Consider the following 23,536-nt stretch of genomic DNA (forward strand, 5'->3'; position numbering starts at 1 on the left):
TCAAGAGCAGACACTAATTTGTAGTATTTATCCGGCTTCCACCGGGCTTACTCCACACGCATGGGACGATCTACGTATGCCTTCTGTCCCGTTTCAGCAGTTACACGACTCGATGCTGGAACAGCTCGGCCAAGACATAGTCGGTGGTGTGCTCGCTCCGGGTACGACGATCTCTGCCGACGAGGTGGCAACGCGCTACGACGTGTCGCGAACCGTCATCCGTGAAGTTGTCCGCGTTCTCGAATCACTCGGACTGGCCTCGGTTCGTCGACGCGTCGGAATCACCATCCTCGGCTCCGAGCACTGGAACTCGCTCGACCCCAATGTCATCCGCTGGCAACTGGCCGGTCCTGATCGGTTCGAGCAGCTTTCGATCCTCAGTGAACTCCGTTCCGGCATCGAACCTCTGGCTGCGCGACTGGCCGCAACTCGCGCCACACCCGAGCAGTGCGGCGCACTCACTGCAGCCGTCATAGGCATGTCAGCTACCTCGCGCGCTGCCGATACCGACGCATATCTCGGCCATGATTCCGACTTTCACCGCACACTGCTCGCCGCTTCCGGCAACCCGATGCTGCGGGCGATGTCGCAGATCGTCGTCGAGATACTCGAAGGCCGCACCCGCCACTCGTTGATGCCCCACGAGGCCGACCCCGAAGCGATTCACCTGCACGGAGTGGTCGCGTCAGCCATACAGTCCGGCGACGCCGACGCTGCAGAAACCGCGATGCGCTCGATCGTCGCAGAATCCGCAGAAGCGGTCGAAACAATGCGCGAAAGCCCCGAACCGCCGCCTCATCTGTAAGTCGAGCCACAGACTCGGCGGAATTGGCCCGCAACTGCTCCGCGAGTGGAACGCTGGGCGCCATGACAGCACTCGCTACCCAGAACAGCGCACTCTGATGGCCCGCCCGGTACGCGTCGTCGTCCTCGGCGCCGGATCGTGGGGAACCACGGTGGCCGGCCTCGCTGCCCGCAACACCCCAACCCTGTTGTGGGCACGCAATTCCGAAGCGGCCGACGAGATCAATTCGCAACGGACCAACTCCAAATACCTTGGTGAGCGCAAACTTCCCAAGGGGCTCAAGGCAACCTCGGATCTGGTCGAAGCCGCTCGCGAAGCGGACGTACTCGTGTGCGGGGTGCCGTCGCACGCCGTTCGCTCCACGCTCGCCGAGATCGCCAACGAAGTTCGGGCGTGGGTCCCGGTGCTGTCACTGTCCAAGGGCCTCGAGCCCGGCACCCGGCAGCGTCCTACCGAAGTGATCGCCGAGTGCCTGCCCGGCCATCCCGTCGGACTACTCGCGGGCCCCAACATCGCCAAAGAGATCGTCGACGGCATGGCGGCGGCATCGGTCGTGGCTACCCAGGACGACCGCGTCGCCGCCGCGCTGCAACCGCTGTTCGCGTCGTCCGTCTTCCGGGTTTACCGCAACACCGACGTGCTCGGCTGCGAACTCGGCGGAATCCTCAAGAACATCGTTGCCATCGCCTCGGGTATGGCCGACGGTTTGGGAGTCGGTGACAACACCCGCGCGATGGTGCTCGCTCGCGGCCTCGCCGAAATGACCCGACTCGGCGAAGCGATGGGCGCCAACCCGCGCACCTTTGCCGGCCTGACGGGCGTCGGCGATCTGATTGCCACCTGCATGGCTCCGACTTCTCGGAACCGTCGCGTCGGTGAGGCTCTGGCGCAGGGCCTGACCGTCGAGGAGGCAGTCGCCAAACTCGGCCAGGTCGCCGAGGGCGTCAAGACCGCCCCCACCGTCATGGATCTGGCCCGCGAATACGGCGTCGACATGCCGATTGCCGCGGAGGTCGAGGCCGTCATCGGTGGCCGACAAAGTGCCAGCGACGCATATCGCGGTCTTCAGAAAGTGGCCCCCGGCGGCGAGCACGAGGTGGCGTGAGGAACATCTACAGGTATCTAGCGATTTAGCTAGATATCTGTAGATCGTCCGAGATCAGGGGGCTGGAGTATCGACGAAGATGTCGATCGCCAACGGTGACTGACCGCCGTACTGCGAGAAATCCGAGATCCCCGCCTCACGCAAGATCTCGACGTCGAGCACTGTGCGACCGGTATCCGTGCCGGCTGGACGCCCGAGAATCTCGATCGCCGCATCGGCCATGATCTCGGGTGAACGCGAGTGATCGATACTGTCGTCTCCCCCGAGCAGATTTCCGACAGCGGCAGTGGCGATCATGGTCTCCGGCCACAAGCAATTGCTCGAAATCGGTGTACCTGAATACTCCGCGGCGATACCCAAGGCCGCCAATGTCATTCCGTACTTGGCCAGCATGTAGCCCGGATGAGCGCCCAACCAGTGCGGCGAAAAGTTGAGCGGCGGCGACAGCGTCAATACGTGCGCGTTGGCCGAAACCCGAAGCTGCGGAAGGCACGCGCGGGTGAGCGCGAAGGTGCCACGGACGTTGACCTGCTGCATCAGATCGAATCGCTTCATCGATAGGTCTGCGCTTTTCGAGATGTCGAGGACGCTCGCATTGTTGACCACGATGTCGATGCCTCCGAAGTGCTCTACCGCGGTTGCCACGGCCCGCGCGATGTCGTCGTCGTTCCTCACGTCACCAACTATGGGAACGGCATGCCCCTCGAGTTCGTTCAACTCGTCGACAGCGGTGTGGATTGTCCCGGGCAGCCTGGGATCTGGCGTATCGGTCTTGGCGAGCAACACGATGTTTCCGCCGCGACGCGCTAGCGCACGGGCGATGGCAAGTCCGATACCACGGCTTCCCCCGGACATAATCGCGGTTCGTCCGCGGAAGTTCTTGTCGTCCAAAACGAATCCTTGTCATCGTCGACGGTCTTCGTCGCTGCGGATGTGGCCGAGGGAAGTCCCGACACGACCACTCGTCGCCTTCCACGATATGAGCGCATTACCGCGATGACTACGTCCGCGGAGCATCAAGAATCATTGATCCGTTGTCCTGACGGGACAACGGATCAAGGCGATCAGCCACCCACCGGACGCAGGATCCACCATCCGCCGAGCACCAGCACCGCGACGTTCACGAGCAGGAACAAACCGACCCAGACGATCGCGGGTATCGGTGAGAGCCTGGCCAATTGGTCTGCGTCCGAGTCCGGTGCCCCACCTCGTCGCATCCGCTGCCGTTGAAGTTCCACGACGGGGCGTGGTCCGGCAAAGAGGAGGAAGAGCGTCAGGAAGTACGCTGCGGCCACTTGCTGCTCCTGGGTCCCCCACCAGACGAGCCCGAACAACACTGCTCCCACGACGGCAAGTGAGAAGATTCCGTAGAGGTTTCGGATCAGGACCATCATGACCGCGATCACGAACACACCGATCCACAGCACCGAGACCGCACGCTGCGCACCCAACAGACCGGCCGCACCGAGGCCGAGAATCGACGGCCCGACGTACCCCGCGAACGTCATCAGGATGACGCCGAAGCCGGTCGGCTTGCCGGACGAAATCGCAACACCCGACGTATCCGAATGCAGGCGAAGGCCTTTCAACCGTCGACCGACCAGGACTGCGACGATCAGATGAGCACCCTCGTGTGCGATGGTGACGACGTTGCGTGCGATCCGCCACAGGTGCGGCTCGAGAACGATGATCACGGCAATCAACGCGGCCAACTGAACTACCCACGCCGGCGGATTGGGGCTGACGGCCGCCACCCGATCCCACGCGGTTTCGAGGGCGTTCACTCCGCTTGTCCGCGCAGGTATCGGCCGAAGTGCGGGACTGTGAATCCGATGGACCCCCGTTCGGCCGAGTAGATGAGGCCCTTCTTGATCAGTCCGTCCCGTGCCGGCGACAGCGAAGCCGGCTTACGGCCGAGCTCGACGGCGATCTTCGCGGTCGCGACAGGTCCGTCGTCTCCGGCGAGATCGGCCATGGCTCGCATGTACTCGCGCTCCGCGGGCGTTGCTCGCTCGTACCGTGATCCGAAGAAACCGACAGCGAGTTCTTCCTCCGCGGTTGGTGCGCCGACGCGCACGTCTTCTGCCGTGATCGGACTCGAGGCCGCCACATCCCACGTGGCTTTTCCGTAGGCCTGGACGAAGTACGGATACCCGTCGGCCGCTTCGTACAGAGCGTCGAGCGCGGATTCGGTGAACTCGACGTCCTCACGCTCGGCAGGTGCAATCAGGGCCTGATCTGCAGCTTCACGCTCGAGCCGGTCGATCCGGTGGTAGCTGAACAGGCGCTCCGAGTAGCTTTTCGACGCCGACAGCACGGCAGGCAGATGCGGAAGCCCCGCCCCGACGACGATCAACGGTGCCGCGTCCTGACTCAACTCGTGGCAGGCCCCGCAGATCGCCGAGACATCCGCGGCACCGAGGTCCTGCATCTCGTCGATGAAGATTGCGATCCCGACGCCGACATCCCTGGCCAGCGACGACGCGTCGAGCAGCAACTCGACCAGGTCGATCTCGATGTCGCCGCTGTCTGCCCGACCTTTGATCGCGGGTGCATCGATGCCTGGCTGCCAACGCTCGCGCATTCCCTTGTCCGCGGTGGCGCGTAGGGCAAACGATTTGAGGACTCCGAGGAACTGCTCGACCCGCTCCGGATCGCGATGGGAGACCGCGATCTCGCGGACTGCCATGTGCAGCGCCGACGAGAGTGGGCGTCGTAAATCCTGGTCGGGGCGCGCCTCGATCTTTCCGGTCCCCCAGCTGCGGGAGATCGCGGCCGAACGCAACTGATTGAGCAGGACGGTCTTGCCGACGCCACGCAATCCGGTGAGGACAACACTTCGTTCCGGGCGGCCACGTGCGATCCGCTCGAGCACGACGTCGAAAGCATCGATCTGCTTGTCGCGCCCGGCGAGTTCCGGCGGGCGTTGACCGGCACCGGGGGCATACGGATTGCGCACGGGGTCCATGCCCATCGACGGTACAAGCAGAGTAGACGAATATCCCGCTCTCTAGCGCGTGTCCTAGAGAGAACTAGGGACGGCAATATCGGCTCGACCTTGTCGAATCAGGCTCCCGGCATGTCGTCTAACAGTCCCGGCTTGACGCTCGGGCGAAGTCCCCGGCCACGTGGGCCCCAATTGCCCCGGCCAGAATGATTGCCGGATGCGCCGCGGCCAGATAGAGCCCCGACACGCCTTCGGCGAAGCCCAGCAGTGGGCGGCCACCACGCGGAATGGGACGGTCAGCGATTACCGCCTCGATCAGTTCCACGTGGTCACCGTCAACGAGCTGACTGCGGACTGCCTGCAGCGTCGGCTCGGCCAGCTCGCGAGCATCTCCGGAGAACCCGGCCGGAACATCCTCAGCCGCAATCAGTGTCGTGTCATCCAATTGCCGGATCTCGAAATCCGGAGTGGAGAGTATTCCGTTCACCAGTGTGCGGGGAGTCGAGAATCTGATGAGGCAACATGGCGAGGCGTCGACCTTGACGTCGACTCCCGCCGACGCCGCGAGCTCGGGGATCGCGGTACCTGCAGCGAGCACGGTGGTCGATCCGTAGACGGGACCGTCGGCAGTCATTACACCGCACACTCTCATGCCCTCCGCGAGCATCGAGAGCACACTGACATCGGAATACACTGTGGCACCGTATGCTTCGGCACTTCGCAGGAGCGATCGAGCGAATGCAACCGGGTCAACGCCGCCGTCATCGGGTGCGTACGCTGCCACCACCGGGGCCGTCCGCAATCCCGGCTCACGAGCAAGGATCTCCTCTTTGCCGATGAGGTCGACGGGATGGCCGAGTGCTCGATGAGCATCTACGAACGCTCGGGTCTCCGCTTCCGTCTCTTCCCAGGTGATCGCACCTCTGCGGCGCAAACCGATTGGTTCGACGAGTTCGCGCTCCAGGCGGTCGAATTCGACTGCGGCGCCTTGCCGGAACGGATCTGAGTAAGTTTCTGCGACACTCTTCGAGAGGCCGACCCAGGCAAAGGAGTTGCCGGTCACCCCTCCTGCCACCGAGCCGTGCTCCAGCACGGTGACTCGGAGACCAATGCGCGCCAGGTGATACGCGATCGACGCGCCGACGACGCCGGCACCAATCACCAGGATCGGACCGTCGTTTCGACCATTTGGTTCCGTCACCAGTGGACCATATCTACGAGCCGTACCCTGGATCCACTCAATTTGGATGCAAGGACGTCGGCGTTAGGGGAGGACTAGGCTCATTCCCGCTCGGCGGCGAGGGCAACAGCCCGCTCGAAGGTGTGGACGAGCACTGCACGTCGAGCGACCTTGTGATCCTCGTCAGGTTCGAGTTCGTCGATGTAGCCATCCCACACGCGCAGATATCGATCGCGCCAGTCGATCAGCACTTGCGACGACGGAAAGGTCACACCGACTCGTTTCGTCTGGGCAATATCGGTGAGAATCTCGAGCCAGGCCGGCACCATCTCCCCGCCCCATTCATCCGGCTCCAGACTCGAATCGTCTTCGAACTCGGCAGTGATATCGTCCACGATTCGACCGGTCAGTACCCCCAACCCATCCGCGACGGTGTCACTGTCAAAGTTTCCCGGACCCCAGACTCCCACAAAACCTCCCGCTGGTCGCTCGTATCGATAGTGGATAACCTGACCAATTAGCCCAGGCCTGAAACTGAGACTGGGGCAACAGATCCTGTCGGATCCCCCGGAAACTGAAGGTGTGCCTGGGTCTTTCCCAGAACCGTCTGACCCTTGTGCATGACGGTGACATCGATGCGCGCAGTGCGCGTTGTGGAGTCAATCCGCGCGATCTTCGCAGCGATGGAGAGATCTGCACCATCAACGGCATCGACTACGACGGGCCGAGTGAAGCGAGTTTCATACGAGATCACACCGCTCGGGTCACCAACCCAGTCGACGATGGCTTGCAAAGCAATTCCGGCGGTGAGCATTCCGTGCGCCAGAACTCCCGGTAGCCCAGCCGCAGTAGCGATTGCTTCGTTGAAATGGATCGGGTTCATGTCGCCAGAGGCACCTGCGTAGCGAACTAGGTCATCACGAGTGAGGACCAGATCGACCATCGCGACGATGTCACCGAGGACGAGGTTCTCGAAGACCGGCACGGCGGGAACGGTCATGCCTCTTCTCCTCGCGCCAGCAGGGTCGAGGTGACCGTCGCGACCAAAGCCTCGGTCGCGTCGTGGATCTCGGAAACTGTCGACAGGATCGCACTGCCTGCTCGCACTGTCACCCCTGTAATCGTCAGTGTCGTAGACAGGTCATCGCCAGCGACTATCGGACGCTGATGCTCGATCTTCTCGGAAGTATGCACCACACGCGTTGGATCGAGCCCAGTATCCGGCGTGCGCAGCAGAGCCATGATCGCTCGTTGCTGGACAACGGTTGTGAATGTTGTCGGCGCGATGACATCGACGAACCCTGCTTCCCTGGCGACACCGACATCATGGTGCAAGGGATTGCTCGAACGCACAGCCAGAGCGAACTCGCGAATCTTCTCGCGCCCGACAAGATACGACGACGAGGGAAACACCCGGCCGGCGAGCGCTGGGTTCACAGGAGACATCCCGGAATCCTAACGGCGGCCGACTTCGGGTTGATTCGTGGCCTGAGGTTTCGTCGGCCCGAGAATGCGATCCAGGAGGCGCTCAACCAACTGGACCGCCAATTCTGCTGTGCCGTAGCCGGGAAGCATCCCCTGGGCGAGCCCCGCGACAGCCGCCAGAATGAGTTCGGCGTCGAGGTCGGGATCTATTGACGGCACGACCGCGTCTCGATTGGCCACCCGTTGAAGCTGGCCGGAAATGAGCGCTGTCAACTCACGTGGGGCAGTGAGAGTTTCTTCGGCGGCGATTCCCTGTCCGGTCAGTGCGGCAGCGTGAAAGGCGCCGAGAACAATTGCTTCATCTCGACGTTGCTGATCGAGCGGGAGCATGCCGACAAGGAACGCTGAAATAACCTCGCGGGGTGTCGCTTCCGCGCCCAGAACAGACAACTCCTGCATGAGGCGAGCACCCGCATCCTGACGAACGGCTTGATGCGTCGCGAGGAGGAACTCCCGCTTCGTACCGAAGTAGTACTGCACGAGACGAACCGAAATCCCAGCCTCGGCAGCAACGGACTGAAACGTCACCGCCGCGAGCCCACCGTCGACAATCACTCGCCGCACCGCATCGGTGATCTCCCGTTGCCGCACTTCATGGTCGACCAGTCGCGGCATGTGGCTGTCCTTCCCCTTTCGAATGGATGACTTTGGCTCGTTAATGATACGCACGTACTGCCATAGTGATACGTTCGTACCATCAAATCAATCGCAGCGAGAGGGGCACTCATGCCGAAGATCGGACGATTCAAGAACGAGGCATCAAAGCAGGCGTACGACCGCATCTACCGAGAACTGGAAGACACCTGGCCGGTTCCGTCGACACAACTCGACGTGCCGACATCGTTCGGAACCACCCATGTCCGCAGGTCGGGGACCGGCACGGAAACGCCGATCGTCCTGCTGCACTCAGTCGGCGCCAATTGTCTGCAATGGCACATCGTCATCGAGGACCTGTGCCGAGACCGAGTCGTTTATGCGCTGGACACGATCGGTACCGCAGGCCGCAGTGTGCAGACCGCTCCATTGACCGGGGAATCCGACTTCGCCACCTGGGTGGGCGAGGTATTGAACGAACTCGGGGTCGATCGCGTCCACCTGGTCGGCTACTCGCACGGTGCGTGGCACGCCGTTCTCGTGGCACTTCATTCTCCTGAACGACTGGCGAGTGTGACGCTCATCGAACCGGGTGGAGTCTTCGACAAGCCCTCGTGGCGTGTGCTGCTGAAGATGGTCCGCGCCGGTATGCGTCGCACCGACAAAAATATTCGCAGGCTCAACGATTGGCTCTCCCCCGGGTACGTCATCGGCGATCGCGAGTTCGCGTTGGTTACAGAGGCATTGAACTACCGGCCCGGTATCGGATGGGCGCGGATGCTAGAGGATACAGAAGTGCAGTCAATCTCGGTTCCCATGCTCGTAATCTCCGGCGCCGAGACAGTGGTCTCCAACCCCGAGCAGGTGGCCGCGAGGCTAGCCGATCTTCAACCTGAAGCCGAGGTGGAGATTTATGCCGGAACCGGCCACGGAATCCTGGGACACATACCTGATCGGGTAATTCCCCGACTCATGAAGTTCGTCCGCAATCACGACGACGCGAAACGAATGTGATCTCCCCGATCAGGCACCGGTAGGGCGATAGCCTCGCCATCATCTTTTGGACCGTCGATCAGGACGGGTCGACAGCCGAGCGACTGAATACCGAAGTGCCCCGGCATGTTCGACACTTCGGCGCTTTCAATCTTGTGCGCCTCAATCAGGGGCGGGCTCAGGGTTTTCCTGGATGAATCGCAGATTGCGAACCCGTACGCTATCGCCATGGACTTGATGGTCTGGATCGTCACGACGCCATTTCTTGCAGCAGCACTGGCAGGCGTGATGCGACGAACACTGGGGATGAGAGTCGGATGGCCGCGAACCCTTGCAGTCGCGGTGATAGCGCTCTCGGTGGGAGTCCCACTGTCGGGATATGTTGCAACACTTGCAGGAATTGCCAGCCAAGACGATCAACTTCTGGTGAGCGTAGGAACAGCGCTCATATTCTTCGGAGTTGTCGCGCTCTGGGTGTTCGCAGCGTGCCTGGCCGCATTGGTTTTCCTCGAAGTCGTCGTTCCTACGGGGTTCCTACCGGGTCCGTCGGAAGCCTTGCGGCGCAGTCGAAAATCGTGGCGCCGAACGAAGCGGTACGTGCAGATCATGAGTATCTTCGTGCGAGCGGGAGGCGGGTCAGCTCTCCGCGCCGGACCGTCCGCACCTCAGTTCGGGGACGCGTTGGTCGAGATTGTCAGCCGATGCGGTGTCACTTTCGTGAAGTTGGGACAGATCCTCGGGACGCGAGACGACCTCATAGCACCCGAACTGGCTCGTGCACTCTCGTCCTTGCAAAGTTCGGCACGCCCGGCTGATCCCGACCGTATTGCGGAGCTACTGGCATCGGAACTCGGCGAAGCCCCAGAGGTGGTCTTCGCAGACTTCGATGTAGAGCCGTTCGCCGCTGCCTCTGTCGCACAAGTACATTCCGCGCGCACCACTGACGGCGTCGACGTTGTGGTGAAGGTTCAACGACCCGAGGCGAGCGCACAGGTGAGCGTGGATTGCGATATCTTCCTCCGCGTTTCATCCCTTGCGGAAACCCGTTTTCCCTGGGCACACGATATCGGCGTTCATCGACTCGCCGGCGGGCTCGTCACGTCGCTGCTCGAAGAGCTCGACTACCGCACCGAGGCCGCGAACACCGCCACGATCGCCGCCACGATGGTGAGTCGATCGGATATTGTCGTTCCGCACATCTACCCCGAACTCAGCAGCGGACGAGTGGTCGTGATGGAGCGTCTTCACGGAACACCACTTTCCGACGGCGAGGCAGCGCTCACCGACGTCGACGTCGACTCTCGCAGTAGAATTGCGAACGAGCTTCTTGCATCGCTCCTCGACGGGATCTTCGTCCACGGGGTGTTCCACGCCGATCTGCACCCGGGCAACATCATGATCCTTGACGACGGACGCGTCGGCCTACTCGACTTCGGCGCAGTAGGTGTTCTGGACGGGGAGACACGGATCCTGTTCGCCGTACTCCTGAATGCCGCACTGGCAGGTGACCCGGTGGCAACAGTCGACGCGATGCTGATGGCATTCGACGTGCCTGATGACGTGGATCGTGGAGCGCTGCGTCACCAAGTAGGCCGCGAGATCACCCTTCTCGGTCTTGCGCCCAATGTTTCCATGGGATCGTTCGCGCGAATGTTCACCGCGCTTCGAGAGCACCGAATAGGTGTGCCGGGAGACGTCGCAGCAGCTTTCCGTTCACTCGCGTCGGTGGAACGCGCCCTCCGGCTTCTGGATCCGAACATCGACCTCGTCTCCGCGGTGCGCGCCGAAGTACCCCGACTGTTGACCCAGGTCGCCAGCCCCTCCGCAGCGGTGCAGGCGATGCTGTCGACGATTGCGGTCACAACGGCCGTGGTCAGGCGGCTGCCTGGTCAGCTCGACCAGATCACGACCTCACTGGCGTCGGGAAGCTTCACACTCCGAACCCGCTCCATCGCGCACCCCGACGACAGGCGATGGCTCCGACGGTCGACGAACAACGCCCTGGGTATGGCGGCTGGAGTGACCGCGCTGATCGTCGCGGCGATCCTGCTGTCCGTACCTGGCGGACCACAACTCACACCTCAGCTGTCAGGCTACGCACTCGTGAGTGCGGTACTGGGCTTCGTCGGGGTTGTTCTGTGCATGCGGACCGTGTTCCGTTTGTTCACACTCGACAACAGGTAACCAAGCACTGATGTTCATCGCTTTATCTCGATGTCGTCGAAGTCGAGCGCCAGGAGCGTCGGCCGCGAGAGGACACGGCCACCTGGGCCCCGCGGGAGAACGCGCCGTCGGGTGGGGAATGTGAGGCCGTCGAACTGACGGTGCTGGTCGCAGTAAAGCGCAGCTCTCGCCCAGCTGCCTATCGGTTCGGCGACGAAGTCGTGCCGGCGGATGAGGCCACCGTTGTCGACATAAAAGGTCTGCTGCCGGCAATGGGTATCGATTGCCGGTGCGAACGTTGCCTGCAGTCGTCGCCATTGCTGCCCGGATTCCTGCCAAGGTTCGGCTTCGGTGACAGTGATGTCGTCGCGCGCGAGCAGCAGCGGTGCCGTCAGATAGTTCCAAAAGGCGTAGCCGGCGAAGTAAGCGGTGTCGAGCGCGTCCCAACGAAAGTTGCGCCGGATTCCACTCAACCCGAAGAACTCTGGACGCGGGTCGGTTCGGCTCTCGAGTTGTTCGCCGTCACGAGTTTCGATCCGCACGACGCCCTTGTCGAACACAGCGCGCTCGCCGACACGCGGAAAGTCTTGGAGGAGAGTGCGTTGCTCGGCAACTTGTACCTCGACCGTAAACGTCGCGAGCTTGTTGCCGGGGAAGCGCCCAGGCAACAGACCGCCGAGGCGTCCCCGCGCCGTGATCGCTGGAACGGACTGCCAATGTTCGACTCCGCCATGTGCGGTGAGAACTTCATCGAGCAATTCGTTCATGTCTCGTCGCTTTCCGTCCCCTGGCGGAACTGAGGAATCAGTGATCAGACGGACGCGATGCTGGCGTTGCGTTCTTCCGGCGGTACCACTGCCAGCTTGCGGTGATGATGACGGCGCCGGCGAGGGAACCCAGGATGCCGCTGGGACGCAATGATATTCCGTCGCCCGCAATCAAACTCACAAGCAGTCCGCCCACCAGCGAACCACCGATTCCAGCGATGAACGCGAAGGTCCAATCCACTCGTGCGGCCCTCTGCCCCAGAATCAACTGGGCTCCCGCTCCGATGACGATCCCGAACAGAAGAATTCCGATGATGAGCATGAGCTGAGACCCTTTCGTGGAGTGACGACGCAAGGCGCGAACGACTTACTGAACGACTTACTCTGCGCTATCTTTCCGGTATGTCTCTTATGTCGTGGTGAAATCCGTGTGAAAGGTCTTCGCCGCCCACTGCACGTTGCTAGGACGACGCCAGTGTCGTCGCCCAGCGGTAGTCCGCCTTACCGGCCGGGGTTCGCTTGACTTCATCGACCAGCACGATCGTGCGCGGCACTTTGTATCCGGCCAACGTCTTGCGGCAATGTTCCTGAACCGCTTCGAGAGTCAACTCGTCGGATCCGGGGTAGGTCGCGATCACCGCTGCGACCTGCTGCCCCATGCGCGGGTCGGGTGCGGGGACAACAAGCGCGTCCGATATTGCCGGATGCGCGTGAAGGGCGGCCTCGACCTCTTCGGCGAATACCTTCTCGCCGCCGGTGTTGATGCACTGTGAGCCGCGGCCGAGGAAGACAATGGTGCCGTCCGCTTCCACCTTGCCCATGTCGCCGAGCACCGAAAGACGGGTGCCATCAGCGCGGGTCGGGAACGTCCGGGCGGTCTTCTCCTCGTCCTTGTAGTAACCGAGCGGGACGTTTCCGATGCGCGCGATGTATCCCACATCGTCGGAGCCAGCTGGGATCTCTTCGAGACGCTCGTCGACCAGAATCATGTTCGGTGAGGGCGGCATCCGCAGATTTCCTGCCTCGTCGATAGCGAAGGCGCCGTCGTTGCCTGACTCCGAGGCTCCGAAGTTGTCCCGCAACAGCAGGTCCGGCTTCACCGCCAGCATGCGGTCCCGGACGCTGGTGGACCAGATCGCGCCACCCGAGGTGATCGAGAACAGGGTGCTGAAATCAACCTCGTCTTTGCGGCGTTCCATCTCGTCGACCAGCGGCAGTCCCATACCGTCGCCGACGATCAAGATCACCTGTACCGAGTCCTTCTCGATCGCTTCGACGACCTTCGCCGGGTCGAACTCTCGTCGTAGAACAACCCGCGCACCGAGGGTGAGGAAGGTGAACAGCGAGTACAACGCGGCGCCATGCATCAGAGGGGCGGCAACGAGGAACGAGAGTTCCGGAAATTCCTTTGCAGCACTAGCGATCTCGGCGAGATCCTGCCGCGCTCCCTCGCCGTACGGATTTCCGCCGGAGAGCGGCTTACGGAAGAAGTCGTCGTGACGCCACATGACGCCCTTCGGGTATCCGGTTGTCCCGCCGGTGTAGAGCAGGTACACGTCGTCGCCCGAACGGGAGTCGAACTCTCCCACTGGCGACTGCTCACGAGCATCGTCGAAGGAAACCACGGAAACTTCGTGCTCATTCGCGGCAGCGACCAGGTCGGCGTCGATCTCGCCGATCACGATCACCGTCTTCACCTTCGGGCATGCACCGAAGAGGGAAGCAAGGACACGCTGATGTTCGGGAAGTTCTACGACAACCGCGACCGAGTCGGAGTTGGTGAAGATGTACTCCAGTTCGGCGGGCGTGTACCGGTAGTTCACGTTGATCGGGACCGCGCGGATCTTGATCAACCCGAGGATCGACGTGACATGTTCAACGCTGTTCTTCAGGAACAGAGCCACGTGGTCACCACGTGAGATACCGGCTTGCGCGAGCAGGTTGGCGGTTCGATTGGCTTCCGCGTCCAACTGAGCGTAGGAGAAGTTCTCTCCCTCGTAAGTCAAGGCGACGCGATCAGGTACCGAGCTGGCGACGGTTTCGAATACATCAGCGAGGTTGAACTGCATCGTCTTCCCTTTCAGAGTCTGCGCCGCGATATCGAGGCATACAACCCTGAATCTAGAACACGTTCCATGTCACGCGAGGCGAAACGGAACGATTAGCTGATCATTACCTGGACCTGACCTTTATCGGTGCGGCAACGGCCGAGGCTGCACCTCCCGACATCCATTCGGTGAGCAGGGTCTGCCACGACCCACAATGACAGCGCAGATAGGTGACCGTCCCCTCGCTTGTTCGATGCCGGGATTCGACCTCCCAGCGATGGATGCAACCGATCGGCGTGAGCTCTGTTTTCTTCATGCAACGAGCATGATGTAATGGCATTGTGCATCTCAACCCTTACGGCGAATATGCGGTGACGCTGGCCGCCGACCTGGCCAATCGACATCCCGAAACCTTGGCCGAACTCGTCGAACGCTGCGTCGATGCAGGCATCATTCTCGATTTCCCCATCGCCGAGAAGGACCTCGACGAAACCCTCGACCTTCTGATCGAGTGGTCGAAAATCGTCGACGTCACGGACGAGACGGCACGCGCCGAATTGGTGAACGTCATGCTCGAGCAAGCGTCGGCGTATCCGCGTATGACCAACCACGCGAACGACGGCTGGCATCTGCACTACCGCGATCCCCAACAGTCACTCGCCGAGGTCCTCAAGGCACTCTTCTCGGTGGGCACGGCGCTACACCTCGTCGGCCGCGGCATGCACCGATTAGGTCGATGCACCCTGGACGAGTGCACCAACATCTACGCTGACACCTCCCGCAACGGCAATCAGCGGTACTGCTCCCCCACGTGCGCGAATCGCGACGCGGTACGGCGCCACCGCGCACGAAACTGAGTCGTAGACACTAGGACGTCGGGCCGACCACCTCGAAGTCGGAACCACCTTGGTAGTCGAACTGGAAGCTGACAGCCAGTCCCACGACGGTGACCGACGCCGCGACAATGCTTCTGAGGGCGCGTTTGAATCCACCACTTCGCATTTTCCGAACCTCCAGGCACGTTGGTCAGATCACCAGATGCATGAAGAATAGACCGCTCAGTCGGAAAATTGGGGAGACAGACGGTGAGCTACCCGAAAAGGCCCTCGGCGCTGCCACTGCCGAACAGGTCGCTCAAGCTGCCGGTATTGATGCCGCTGAACGGTCCGCCGATGACAACCAGGCTTGGCACGCCAGGAACCGGCTTACCCAACGTCTCGAGATCGAGAAGATCGGAGCAGGCGCCGAGCACCGCGTAGGTTCCGTCCGGAACATCGGTCACTGTGTTGGTGACCGTCTGCCCCTTGCCCACGGCGAACAGCGAGGCCGGATCGGTGATCTTGGGGTACACCACAAGGTTCGGATCGAGCAGTTTCAGCGGATCATCAAGCACAGCAGCAGAATCCGCGGCGTTGACGACAAACGCCTGGCACAACGGAGCAATGCCCGTGTTGTTGTTCGTGATCGTCAGTGACAGATCGTTTCCGGTCACCTTGTACGAGACGACCGGCGGGACCACCTCGGCCGACGCAGTTGCAGGATTGACCATCGCGACGCCTGCCGCGGTTGCAGCGGCAACCGCCACGGTTCCCACTACGCGACGTACTCCACTTGTGCCCAGCTTCATCGAGGTTCCTTTCGTACTGCGCCTTGAGTTCGGCAACAGTGCGCAGCCTAGATCGGATCTAGCGCCCGAAATGGCCCATTTGTCCCGCCGGGAGGTCATGCCCGAAAGGTCGGGACAAACGTCCCGTTCTCGAAGAGCTCGCTGTTCGACTCAGTTCCCACTGGAGACGAAGGGCGTTCGCACCGGTCCGCCGGCCGAACCGTGCGGTGCCACCAATCCACGCTTTTCGAGGATCGGACGCACGCCCTCACCGAACTGATACGCCTCTTCGAGATGCGGATACCCCGACAGTACGAAGTGATCCAGACCGATCGCTGCGTACTCGGCAATCCGATCAGCCACTTCTTGGTGCGAACCGACCAATGCGGTGCCCGCTCCCCCTCGGACCAACCCGACGCCGGTCCACAGGTTCGGCGCAATTTCCAGCGACCTTGCTCCGACGCCCTGCTTGTAAGCCGAACCGCCGCCGTGCAATTCCAGCATACGACGCTGACCTTCGGAGCCGGATCGCGCAAGACTCGCCTGAGCCTGCTCGACGGTCGCCGGGTCGAGCGCGCTGAGCAGCCGATCCGCTTCTGCCCATGCCTGCTCCGAGGTGTCCCGGCTGATGACGTGCAAACGGATTCCGTAGTCGAGGTGCCGACCTTGAACTTCTGCGAGGTCGCGAATCCAGGCGATCTTGGCGGCGACAGCGGACGGCGTCTCACCCCAGGTGAGGTAGGTGTCGGCGTAACGCGATGCGACGGTTCCGGCTGCCGGCGAGGATCCGCCGAAGAAGATGGGCGGTACCGGATCCGGAATACGCTGCAGCGTAGCCTTTTCCACGTTGACGTACTCACCGGAAAAATCAACCGGACCGTTACCGGACCACAGCTGGCGGATCACGTCAAGGAACTCGCCGCATCGTGCGTACCGTTGGTTCTTGTCGAGGAAATCACCGAAGGTGCGCTGCTCGTGGTCCTCCCCGCCGGTGACGACGTTGAGCAGCAGGCGACCGCCCGATTGCCATTGGAAGGTTGCGGCCATCTGGGCGGCAAGCGTGGGGCTGAGCAATCCCGGGCGCAGAGCAACCAGAAACTTGAGTGTCTCGGTGGTCTCGACCATCATCGCCGTCGTCAGCCATGCGTCTTCGCACCACGCGCCGGTGGGCGTGAGGACGGCTTCGAAACCGTTCGTCTCAGCGGCCGCGCCGATCTGATTGAGGTATTTCAGCGTCGCCGGACGATCACCGGACATCGAGCTGCCGTGCCCACCCGCCATCAGATTCCGGGAATCACCGTAAGTAGGCAAGAACCAGTGGAAGCGCAGTGACACGGTGATTCCTTTCGTCGACGAACAGGCAGAACTCTTCTGTCATTACAACCACACGCCACCTGGAAGAACAGGGTTGAAATCACCCTGATCGCTATGGGTGCCCACTTTCGGCTCCGGCGATACCTTCGTGAATTTGCACCGCAACCCGGGGGCTCCGATGACCACGTTTGCCGAAGTCGAGCACAATTCACCGTTCTCGAACGAAACCGACGGTGAGCGACGTTCCAGACTGAGAACCGTCGTCGCAGCAAGCCTGCTCGGCACGACGGTCGAGTGGTACGACTTCTTCCTCTACGCGACGGCCGCGAGCCTGGTCTTCAACCAACTGTTCTTCCCGAATCAGAATTCTTTTGTCGGGACGATGCTTTCTTTTGCGACCTTCGCGGTCGGCTTTCTCGTTCGCCCCATCGGTGGAGTGGTGTTCGGTCACATCGGCGATCGCATCGGACGCAAGAAGACGCTGGCTCTCACGATGTTCATCATGGGTATCGCGACGGCGCTCATGGGTGTTCTTCCAACTGCCGCCCAGATCGGAGTCGTGGCACCGATTCTGCTTCTGCTGCTTCGCATCCTGCAGGGATTTGCTCTCGGCGGTGAGTGGGCCGGAGCCGTCCTTCTCGCGGTGGAACACAGTCCGGAGAAGAAGCGCGGCCTGTTCGGCAGCATCCCGCAGATCGGATTAGCCCTCGGGTTGGCATTGGGCACAGGAATGTTCGCGCTGCTTCAAACGATCTTCGACGACGACCAGTTTCTCCGTTTCGGCTGGCGCATCGCCTTTGTTCTGAACTTGGTTCTCGTGATCGTAGGGTTGGTGGTCCGTTTGAAGGTGGATGAGACGCCGGCATTTCAGGCGGTTCGCGACCTCGAACAACGCTCCTCCGCACCGCTCAAGGAAGTCTTCCAAGGAAAGGTCGCCCGAAACACCGTACTGGGCATGCTGTCTCGCTGGGGCGAGGGCGCTGCCTTCAATACCTGGGGCGTCTTTGCAATCACTTATGCAACCAAGACTCTGCATTTCGAGAAGGTTCCCGTACTTCTCGTAGTCACAGTCGCCGCGGTCGTGATGGCGATCTTGCTGCCTTTCTCCGGTTTGCTCACCGATCGGTTCGGCCCGCAACGGGTCTACATCGTGGGCATCGCCGCGTACGGCCTTGCGATCTTCCCCGCCTTCGCACTGTTCGGGACCGAGAGCCTTCTGCTCTTCGGAGTCGCGATGGTCGTGGTCTTCGGAGTGATTCACGCCCTGTTCTACGGCGCCCAGGGAACGCTCTACGCGAGCCTCTACCCCACCGAAATCCGGTACACCGGGTTGTCCGTCGTCTACCAGTTCTCGGGTATCTACGCCTCCGGCGTCACTCCTCTGATCCTGACTGCACTGATCGGCGCCAGCGGCGGTTCACCGTGGCTGGCATGTGGATATCTGGTGGCCACCTCGGCGATCAGCGTCGTCGCCACTGCGGCGATCAGGAAGCGTGATCTGTACCTGTAGTGGATGATATCTAAATATCTCTATCTCTTGCATATTTACTAGATATTTATAGAAAGACCTGCGAAGAAGAACAGATCGAGATACGCCCACGCATCGGATACATCGGTGTATCGTTTGGGTTCCACCCCGACGGAGGCGCCGATGACGACTGGAACGGACAACTCGCCGGCCAAGCGTGTCACCAAACGCCGTGGTCAGACCAGACAGCGCCTTCTGGACGCGGCCGCGGACGTCTTCTCCGAATCCGGGTTCGGACATGCAACGGTCGAGCAGATCTGCGAACGCGGCGGATACTCCAGAGGCGCGTTCTACTCCAACTTCGATTCACTCGACGAACTGTTCTTCGCGATGTGGGAGCAGCGATCTGCAGCAATGCTCGCCGACCTCCGGTTGGCGACGGAGTCGATCACCGCCGGCAACGCCGTCGACATCCATTCCGCCGTGGCCCGAATCGTGGCCGTGGTTCCGGTCGACCCGCAGTGGTACCGGATCAACGCAGAATTCACAGCCCACGCGCTCCGCAACCCGGCACTTCGTAAAGCGCTTGCCGACCGTGAAGACGCAATTCTTCGGACCCTGCTTCCCATCGTGGAGTCCGCACTCAGCGATGTCGGTCGAACTATCGTCGGTGACCCGACGTCGCTGGGACGAGCGTTGGTCGCAGTTCACGACGGCACGAGCGTGCAGTGCCTCATCGATACCGACACCAACGCCGCCTTCGCGCTGCGTCGCGATGTCTTCACTCGAATTCTGCTGTCCTACAGCGAAATAATCCAGAACAACCAATCTGAAGAGGAGCTGTCGTGAGCGAACAAGCTGACGTCATCGTTGTCGGGGCAGGGCTGGCGGGACTGGTCGCCACCTACGAACTGACGCGCGCCGGCCGCAAAGTCCTTGTGGTGGAACAGGAGAACGCGGCCAACCTCGGAGCGCAGGCATTCTGGTCGCTCGGCGGACTCTTCCTCGTGAACAGCCCCGAACAACGCCGACTCGGCATCAAGGACTCCCTCGAGTTGGCCATGCAGGACTGGATGGGCACCGCCGCATTCGACCGCGACCGCGAAGATCACTGGCCGCGTCAGTGGGCCAAGGCGTACGTCGAGTTCGCGGCCGGAGACAAGCGTCAGTACCTGCACGATCTGGGCCTTCGCCTGATGCCCAACGTCGGCTGGGCCGAGCGCGGGCGCGGAATGGCTCTCGGACACGGCAATTCGGTGCCGCGCTTCCACCTCACCTGGGGCACCGGACCTGGCGTCGTCGACGTTTTCCTGACCAAGGTCATCGCTGCCCAGAAACGTGGGCTGGTCACATTCAAGCACCGCCACCAGGTGGATCAATTAGTGGTGACCGATGGTGCGGTCACGGGTGTACGAGGAACCGTCCTCGAACCTTCCAGTGATCTGCGCGGTGTGAAGAGTTCACGCACCCCCGTCGGCGAATTCGAGTTCGCCGCACAGGCCGTGGTGGTCACCTCCGGTGGAATCGGCGGCAATTACGAACTGGTGAAGAAGAATTGGCCGGAGCGACTCGGCAAGGCACCGAAGCACATGCTGACCGGCGTGCCCGCGCACGTCGACGGACGCATGCTCGAAATCACCGAATCCGCGGGCGGAAACATCGTCAACCGCGACCGCATGTGGCACTACACCGAAGGCATCCAGAACTGGAATCCGATCTGGCCGAACCACGGAATCCGCATCATCCCCGGACCGTCCTCGATGTGGTTCGACGCCACCGGCAAGCGTCTGCCGGTCCCCAATTTCCCGGGCTTCGACACGATGGGGACCTTCAAGTACATCCTGGACAGCGGCCACGAGTACACGTGGTTCATTCTCGATCAGAAGATCATCGAGAAGGAGTTCGCACTATCGGGATCGGAACAGAACCCGGACTTCACCAACCGCGACTTCAAGCTCCTTCTCGAACGAATCAAGAAGGGTGCCCCGGGACCGGTCGAGGCGTTCAAGCAGAAGGGCGCAGACTTCGTGGTGCGCACCAATCTTCGCGATCTGGTCGACGGCATGAACGCCCTCACCGACGAACCCCTCCTCGACTACGAGGACATCGAGCGCGAGATGATCGCCCGTGACCGCGAAGTCGACAACAAGTACAGCAAGGACTTCCAGGTCACTGCCATCCACGGTGCCCGTAATCTGTTGGCAGACAAGATCGTGCGCGTCGTTGCGCCGCACAAGATCCTGGACCCCAAGAACGGCCCACTGATCGCGGTCCGGTTGCACCTGCTCACCCGCAAGACTCTCGGCGGCTTGGAAACCAACCTGGATTCACAGGTCATCAAGGCCGACGGCAGCGTCTTCGACGGCCTGTACGCGGCCGGTGAGGTCGCGGGCTTCGGCGGCGGCGGAGTCCACGGTTACAGCGCGCTCGAAGGGACCTTCCTCGGTGGCTGCATCTTCTCGGGCCGCGCAGCCGGACGAGCATTGGCGCGCGACCTGTAGCCCAAATCAGGCGAGCGAATGCGTGACCAGTATGTGGTGGGCGCGCATTCGCCGTGCCTCGTGCACGGATTGATGGTGGTGATGGTGCGTCGGCCCGCGCGCGTGGCGGACCAGATCGTGAACGGTTCGGATGACGGTCGGCATTGCGCCCCTCCCTCAGGAGATTGTGACTGCTGCTCGTGCCTGTGGAATCACTGTCTGGACACCACCACTCGCGCCACCTCCTCCGGATCGATGAGGTGGGTATGGTCGTCGTCACCGACATCGATCTGCACGACGTCGATACGGCCGTTGAATGTGGTTGCGCCACTGTAATCGACACTGACAGGCATGCCGTAGTCGTCACCGATGTCGGTGGTCTCGTCCGCGGAGAAGACCATCGGTTGGGTCTGCTCGACGCGACCCGAGCCTACTTCCCGACCGTCGTGATAGATCGTGACCCCGCCGCCCCTCGCGAGTCCACCTCCGTCGTAGGCGAACTCGGCCCTGATCTGATGTGATCCTGCCGGTATGTCAACGTCGGAACCGATGACGAACTCGGTCATGCCGAGCAGGTTGTAGACGAATTTCGCACGGCCTTCCCGCGCGTAGAGCGCCCAGCCGCCGAACCTGCCTCCCTGCGCGATCATCACACCGTTGGCAGTAACGCCATCCGCGACGTCGACAGCTGCTGTGACACTGAACGATCGGTTCTTGATACTCAGCACGCTGTGCTCGCTCAGTCGCTTCATTCCGGGGAACAGAACTTGCCTGTTCCCCGATACCAACTGCGGACGCCCCGCGATGTGAGGGTTGAACCTCTCGAACCTACGGTCGTCGATCGGAAGTACGTTGTACTTGACCGCTTCGATCAACCACAAGCGTTGCAGTGCAGCCAATTTCTCCGGCATTTCGGCGGCCAAATCTTGGGATTGCGTCCAATCCTGCGACCCGTCGTAGAGTTCCCACACGTCGTCGTCGAGAGCGGGGAGCGTCTCCGCGAAGAGCCACGGAGTGCTGTGCCTGGTGACCGCACTCCAACCCTTGTAATAGATCCCACGGTTGCCGGCCATCTCGAAGTACTGCAGATCGTGACGTTCGGCGACTTCGGCGTCGTCGAAGGTGTAGACCATGCTGGTCCCCTCGATGGGTGATTGCTGGACGCCGTTGACAATGGTCGGTTCCGGTAGTTTCGCGACCTCGAGGATCGTCGGTGCAACGTCGATGACGTGGGTGAACTGCGACCGTGTCTCCCCCTTGGTCCGAATCCCTGCCGGCCAGTGCACGATCGTCCCGTTGCGAGTGCCACCCCAATGCGACGCAACCTGTTTCGTCCACTGATACGGCGTACACATTGCCCACGCCCACCCCACGGAATAGTGGTTGTACGCGTCCTTGGTGCCGAACTTGTCCTTCACTTCCGCCATGAACTCGGGCGTCTCGATGGCGGCGAGTCCGTTGAAGTTGGCCATCTCGTTGAAGGCTCCGTTGATCGTCCCCTCTGCGGACGCTCCGTTGTCCCCGATGATGTAGTACACGAGGGTGTTGTCGAGAGCTCCAAGTTCTTCGATCGCATCGACAAGCCGTCCGACATGGAAGTCGGTGTGTTCGAGAAATCCTGCATAGACTTCCATTTGGCGTTCGAGGACAGGCTTCAATTCCTCACTCATGTCGTCCCACGCCGGAATGGCCTCAGGGCGCGGGGTGAGGACCGCATCCGCGGGAACGACTCCCCGCTGCTTCTGCTGCTCGAGAATCGACTCGCGTTGAGCGTCCCAACCTCCGGCGAACCGGCCCTCGTACTTATCGGCCCACTCCTTCGGAACATGGTGTGGCGCATGGGTAGCGCCGGGAGCGAAGTAGACGAAGAACGGCTTGTCCGGAGCCAAGGATTTCTGCATCCGAACCCAGTCGATGGCGTGGTCGGCCAGGTCCTCGGTGAGGTGGTAGCCCTCTTCCGGTGTCTTGTCCGGCTCGACAGGCGCGACGCCCTCGTACAGCGCCGGGTAATACTGGTTGTTCTCCCCGCCGATGAATCCGTAGAAGTGCTCGAAGCCGCCTTCTCCCGTCGGCCATGATGTGAACGGCCCTACCGGGGATGTTTGCCACGGCGGTACCTCGTGACACTTGCCGAACTGCGCTGTCGAGTATCCGTTGAGTTTCAACGTCATCGGTAATGCAGCTTTGGTATTCGGGCGCAGACCGGAAAGGCCAGGAGCCGAGGTCGCGGTTTCGGTGATCGAACCCATTCCGACCGAATGGTGGTTGCGCCCACTCAGCAGAGCGGCGCGGGTCGGCGCGCATAGCGCAGTCGTGTGAAACCGCGTGTACGTGAGCCCATTACTTTGCAATCGCTCAGCAGTCGGCGTGTCCGCTGGTCCGCCGAAGGCACTGCTGGCGCCATATCCCACGTCGTCCAACAGGACCACCAGAACATTGGGTGCCCCGGCCGGCGGTAGTAGCGGAGTGATCGGCGGAAACTCGGTGTCCGGATCCTTCGCGTCGTACGTCACCAGACCAAGATGTTGTCGATCCGGAATCGGTAGTACAGCGCGGCTCGGGCCTGTCGGATCCGTCATGA

General features: G+C 61.6%; 25 protein-coding genes. 8 read left to right on the top strand and 17 right to left on the bottom strand.

Features of this window, described 5'->3' with window-relative positions; all coding sequences use genetic code 11:
* Positions 1 to 76 precede the first annotated feature (76 nt).
* Entirely contained in the window at positions 77 to 805 is a 729-nt protein-coding gene (locus R4P65_RS06570) for a FadR/GntR family transcriptional regulator (protein ID WP_230815117.1), read from the top strand.
* Between the two features lie 97 nt (positions 806 to 902).
* Positions 903 to 1,910: an NAD(P)H-dependent glycerol-3-phosphate dehydrogenase gene (locus tag R4P65_RS06575; protein ID WP_003940093.1), complete on the top strand. Its 1,008-nt coding sequence runs from the start codon at positions 903 to 905 to the stop codon at positions 1,908 to 1,910.
* 54 nt (positions 1,911 to 1,964) lie between these two features.
* On the opposite strand, the gene R4P65_RS06580 is transcribed toward R4P65_RS06575, so the two are convergent.
* The 8 genes from R4P65_RS06580 to R4P65_RS06615 form a co-directional block, all read right to left on the bottom strand.
* The gene (locus tag R4P65_RS06580; protein ID WP_317825881.1) at positions 1,965 to 2,801 is read right to left on the bottom strand and encodes an NAD(P)-dependent oxidoreductase; all 837 of its coding nucleotides are present in this window, start codon (positions 2,799 to 2,801) and stop codon (positions 1,965 to 1,967) included.
* Between the two features lie 173 nt (positions 2,802 to 2,974).
* On the bottom strand, positions 2,975 to 3,694 hold the full coding sequence (locus R4P65_RS06585) for a M50 family metallopeptidase (RefSeq protein ID WP_230815115.1): 720 nt from the start codon (positions 3,692 to 3,694) through the stop codon (positions 2,975 to 2,977).
* On the bottom strand, positions 3,691 to 4,878 hold the full coding sequence (locus tag R4P65_RS06590) for an ATP-binding protein (RefSeq protein ID WP_007729973.1): 1,188 nt from the start codon (positions 4,876 to 4,878) through the stop codon (positions 3,691 to 3,693). The genes R4P65_RS06585 and R4P65_RS06590 overlap by 4 nt, the downstream gene beginning before the upstream one ends.
* A 118-nt stretch (positions 4,879 to 4,996) precedes the next feature.
* Positions 4,997 to 6,058, bottom strand: coding sequence for an FAD-binding oxidoreductase (locus R4P65_RS06595; protein ID WP_317825882.1), 1,062 nt, complete (start codon positions 6,056 to 6,058; stop codon positions 4,997 to 4,999).
* 80 nt (positions 6,059 to 6,138) lie between these two features.
* Positions 6,139 to 6,432, bottom strand: coding sequence for a DUF4259 domain-containing protein (locus R4P65_RS06600; RefSeq protein ID WP_317825883.1), 294 nt, complete (start codon positions 6,430 to 6,432; stop codon positions 6,139 to 6,141).
* A 122-nt stretch (positions 6,433 to 6,554) separates the two neighbouring features.
* Positions 6,555 to 7,037: a MaoC/PaaZ C-terminal domain-containing protein gene (locus R4P65_RS06605; RefSeq protein WP_317825884.1), complete on the bottom strand. Its 483-nt coding sequence runs from the start codon at positions 7,035 to 7,037 to the stop codon at positions 6,555 to 6,557.
* A complete protein-coding gene (locus R4P65_RS06610) occupies positions 7,034 to 7,483 on the bottom strand; it encodes a MaoC family dehydratase N-terminal domain-containing protein (protein ID WP_124569115.1) in 450 nt (149 codons plus the stop codon). Before R4P65_RS06610 ends, R4P65_RS06605 begins: the two co-directional genes overlap by 4 nt.
* 9 nt (positions 7,484 to 7,492) lie before the next feature.
* Positions 7,493 to 8,137 (bottom strand): TetR/AcrR family transcriptional regulator, encoded by a 645-nt coding sequence (locus R4P65_RS06615; RefSeq protein WP_317825885.1) that lies wholly within the window; start codon positions 8,135 to 8,137, stop codon positions 7,493 to 7,495.
* 111 nt (positions 8,138 to 8,248) lie between these two features.
* On the opposite strand from R4P65_RS06615, the gene R4P65_RS06620 reads away from it, so the two are divergent.
* The gene (locus tag R4P65_RS06620) at positions 8,249 to 9,130 is read left to right on the top strand and encodes an alpha/beta fold hydrolase (protein WP_317825886.1); all 882 of its coding nucleotides are present in this window, start codon (positions 8,249 to 8,251) and stop codon (positions 9,128 to 9,130) included.
* Here the strand turns inward: R4P65_RS06620 and R4P65_RS06625 are convergent.
* Positions 9,106 to 9,363, bottom strand: coding sequence for a hypothetical protein (locus R4P65_RS06625; protein ID WP_317825887.1), 258 nt, complete (start codon positions 9,361 to 9,363; stop codon positions 9,106 to 9,108). The two genes, R4P65_RS06620 and R4P65_RS06625, sit on opposite strands and share 25 nt — an antisense overlap.
* Here R4P65_RS06625 and R4P65_RS06630 point away from each other — a divergent pair.
* Complete coding sequence (locus R4P65_RS06630) at positions 9,338 to 11,293, top strand: ABC1 kinase family protein (RefSeq protein ID WP_317825888.1); 1,956 nt, start codon at positions 9,338 to 9,340, stop codon at positions 11,291 to 11,293. The genes R4P65_RS06625 and R4P65_RS06630 overlap by 26 nt on opposite strands.
* 14 nt (positions 11,294 to 11,307) lie before the next feature.
* On the opposite strand, the gene R4P65_RS06635 is transcribed toward R4P65_RS06630, so the two are convergent.
* The 3 genes from R4P65_RS06635 to R4P65_RS06645 all read right to left on the bottom strand — a co-directional run bounded on the left by R4P65_RS06635 (position 11,308) and on the right by R4P65_RS06645 (position 14,108).
* Positions 11,308 to 12,039 carry a hypothetical protein gene (locus tag R4P65_RS06635; RefSeq protein WP_230817582.1) on the bottom strand — a complete coding sequence of 244 codons (732 nt, stop codon included), beginning with the start codon at positions 12,037 to 12,039 and terminating at the stop codon, positions 11,308 to 11,310.
* Between the two features lie 37 nt (positions 12,040 to 12,076).
* A complete protein-coding gene (locus tag R4P65_RS06640) occupies positions 12,077 to 12,361 on the bottom strand; it encodes a hypothetical protein (RefSeq protein WP_230817581.1) in 285 nt (94 codons plus the stop codon).
* Positions 12,362 to 12,500: 139 nt separating this feature from the next.
* Entirely contained in the window at positions 12,501 to 14,108 is a 1,608-nt protein-coding gene (locus R4P65_RS06645) for an AMP-binding protein (RefSeq protein WP_230817579.1), read from the bottom strand.
* A gap of 320 nt (positions 14,109 to 14,428) precedes the next feature.
* On the opposite strand from R4P65_RS06645, the gene R4P65_RS06650 reads away from it, so the two are divergent.
* Positions 14,429 to 14,944, top strand: a complete 516-nt coding sequence (locus R4P65_RS06650; RefSeq protein ID WP_317825889.1) for a CGNR zinc finger domain-containing protein — start codon at positions 14,429 to 14,431, stop codon at positions 14,942 to 14,944.
* Between the two features lie 10 nt (positions 14,945 to 14,954).
* Here R4P65_RS06650 and R4P65_RS06655 read toward each other — a convergent pair whose 3' ends face one another.
* The 3 genes from R4P65_RS06655 to R4P65_RS06665 all read right to left on the bottom strand — a co-directional run bounded on the left by R4P65_RS06655 (position 14,955) and on the right by R4P65_RS06665 (position 17,028).
* Positions 14,955 to 15,089, bottom strand: a complete 135-nt coding sequence (locus R4P65_RS06655; protein WP_317825890.1) for a hypothetical protein — start codon at positions 15,087 to 15,089, stop codon at positions 14,955 to 14,957.
* Positions 15,090 to 15,177: 88 nt separating this feature from the next.
* Positions 15,178 to 15,714 (bottom strand): hypothetical protein, encoded by a 537-nt coding sequence (locus R4P65_RS06660; RefSeq protein WP_317825891.1) that lies wholly within the window; start codon positions 15,712 to 15,714, stop codon positions 15,178 to 15,180.
* Between the two features lie 150 nt (positions 15,715 to 15,864).
* Positions 15,865 to 17,028: an LLM class flavin-dependent oxidoreductase gene (locus tag R4P65_RS06665; RefSeq protein WP_317825892.1), complete on the bottom strand. Its 1,164-nt coding sequence runs from the start codon at positions 17,026 to 17,028 to the stop codon at positions 15,865 to 15,867.
* A 157-nt stretch (positions 17,029 to 17,185) separates the two neighbouring features.
* Here R4P65_RS06665 and R4P65_RS06670 point away from each other — a divergent pair, with 157 nt between their 5' ends.
* The 3 genes from R4P65_RS06670 (at position 17,186) to R4P65_RS06680 (ending at position 20,976) form a co-directional block, all read left to right on the top strand.
* Positions 17,186 to 18,517 carry an MFS transporter gene (locus R4P65_RS06670; RefSeq protein ID WP_317825893.1) on the top strand — a complete coding sequence of 444 codons (1,332 nt, stop codon included), beginning with the start codon at positions 17,186 to 17,188 and terminating at the stop codon, positions 18,515 to 18,517.
* A 141-nt stretch (positions 18,518 to 18,658) separates the two neighbouring features.
* The gene (locus tag R4P65_RS06675) at positions 18,659 to 19,324 is read left to right on the top strand and encodes a TetR/AcrR family transcriptional regulator (protein WP_317825894.1); all 666 of its coding nucleotides are present in this window, start codon (positions 18,659 to 18,661) and stop codon (positions 19,322 to 19,324) included.
* The gene (locus tag R4P65_RS06680) at positions 19,321 to 20,976 is read left to right on the top strand and encodes an FAD-binding dehydrogenase (protein WP_317825895.1); all 1,656 of its coding nucleotides are present in this window, start codon (positions 19,321 to 19,323) and stop codon (positions 20,974 to 20,976) included. The genes R4P65_RS06675 and R4P65_RS06680 overlap by 4 nt, the downstream gene beginning before the upstream one ends.
* A gap of 6 nt (positions 20,977 to 20,982) precedes the next feature.
* Here the strand turns inward: R4P65_RS06680 and R4P65_RS06685 are convergent, their stop codons facing one another.
* Complete coding sequence (locus tag R4P65_RS06685; protein ID WP_153211511.1) at positions 20,983 to 21,120, bottom strand: hypothetical protein; 138 nt, start codon at positions 21,118 to 21,120, stop codon at positions 20,983 to 20,985.
* A gap of 47 nt (positions 21,121 to 21,167) precedes the next feature.
* Entirely contained in the window at positions 21,168 to 23,534 is a 2,367-nt protein-coding gene (locus R4P65_RS06690) for an arylsulfatase (protein WP_317825896.1), read from the bottom strand.
* Positions 23,535 to 23,536 lie beyond the last annotated feature (2 nt).

It is taken from the genome of Rhodococcus sp. IEGM 1318, from assembly GCF_033142465.1.
GTDB lineage: Bacteria > Actinomycetota > Actinomycetes > Mycobacteriales > Mycobacteriaceae > Rhodococcus_F > Rhodococcus_F qingshengii_B.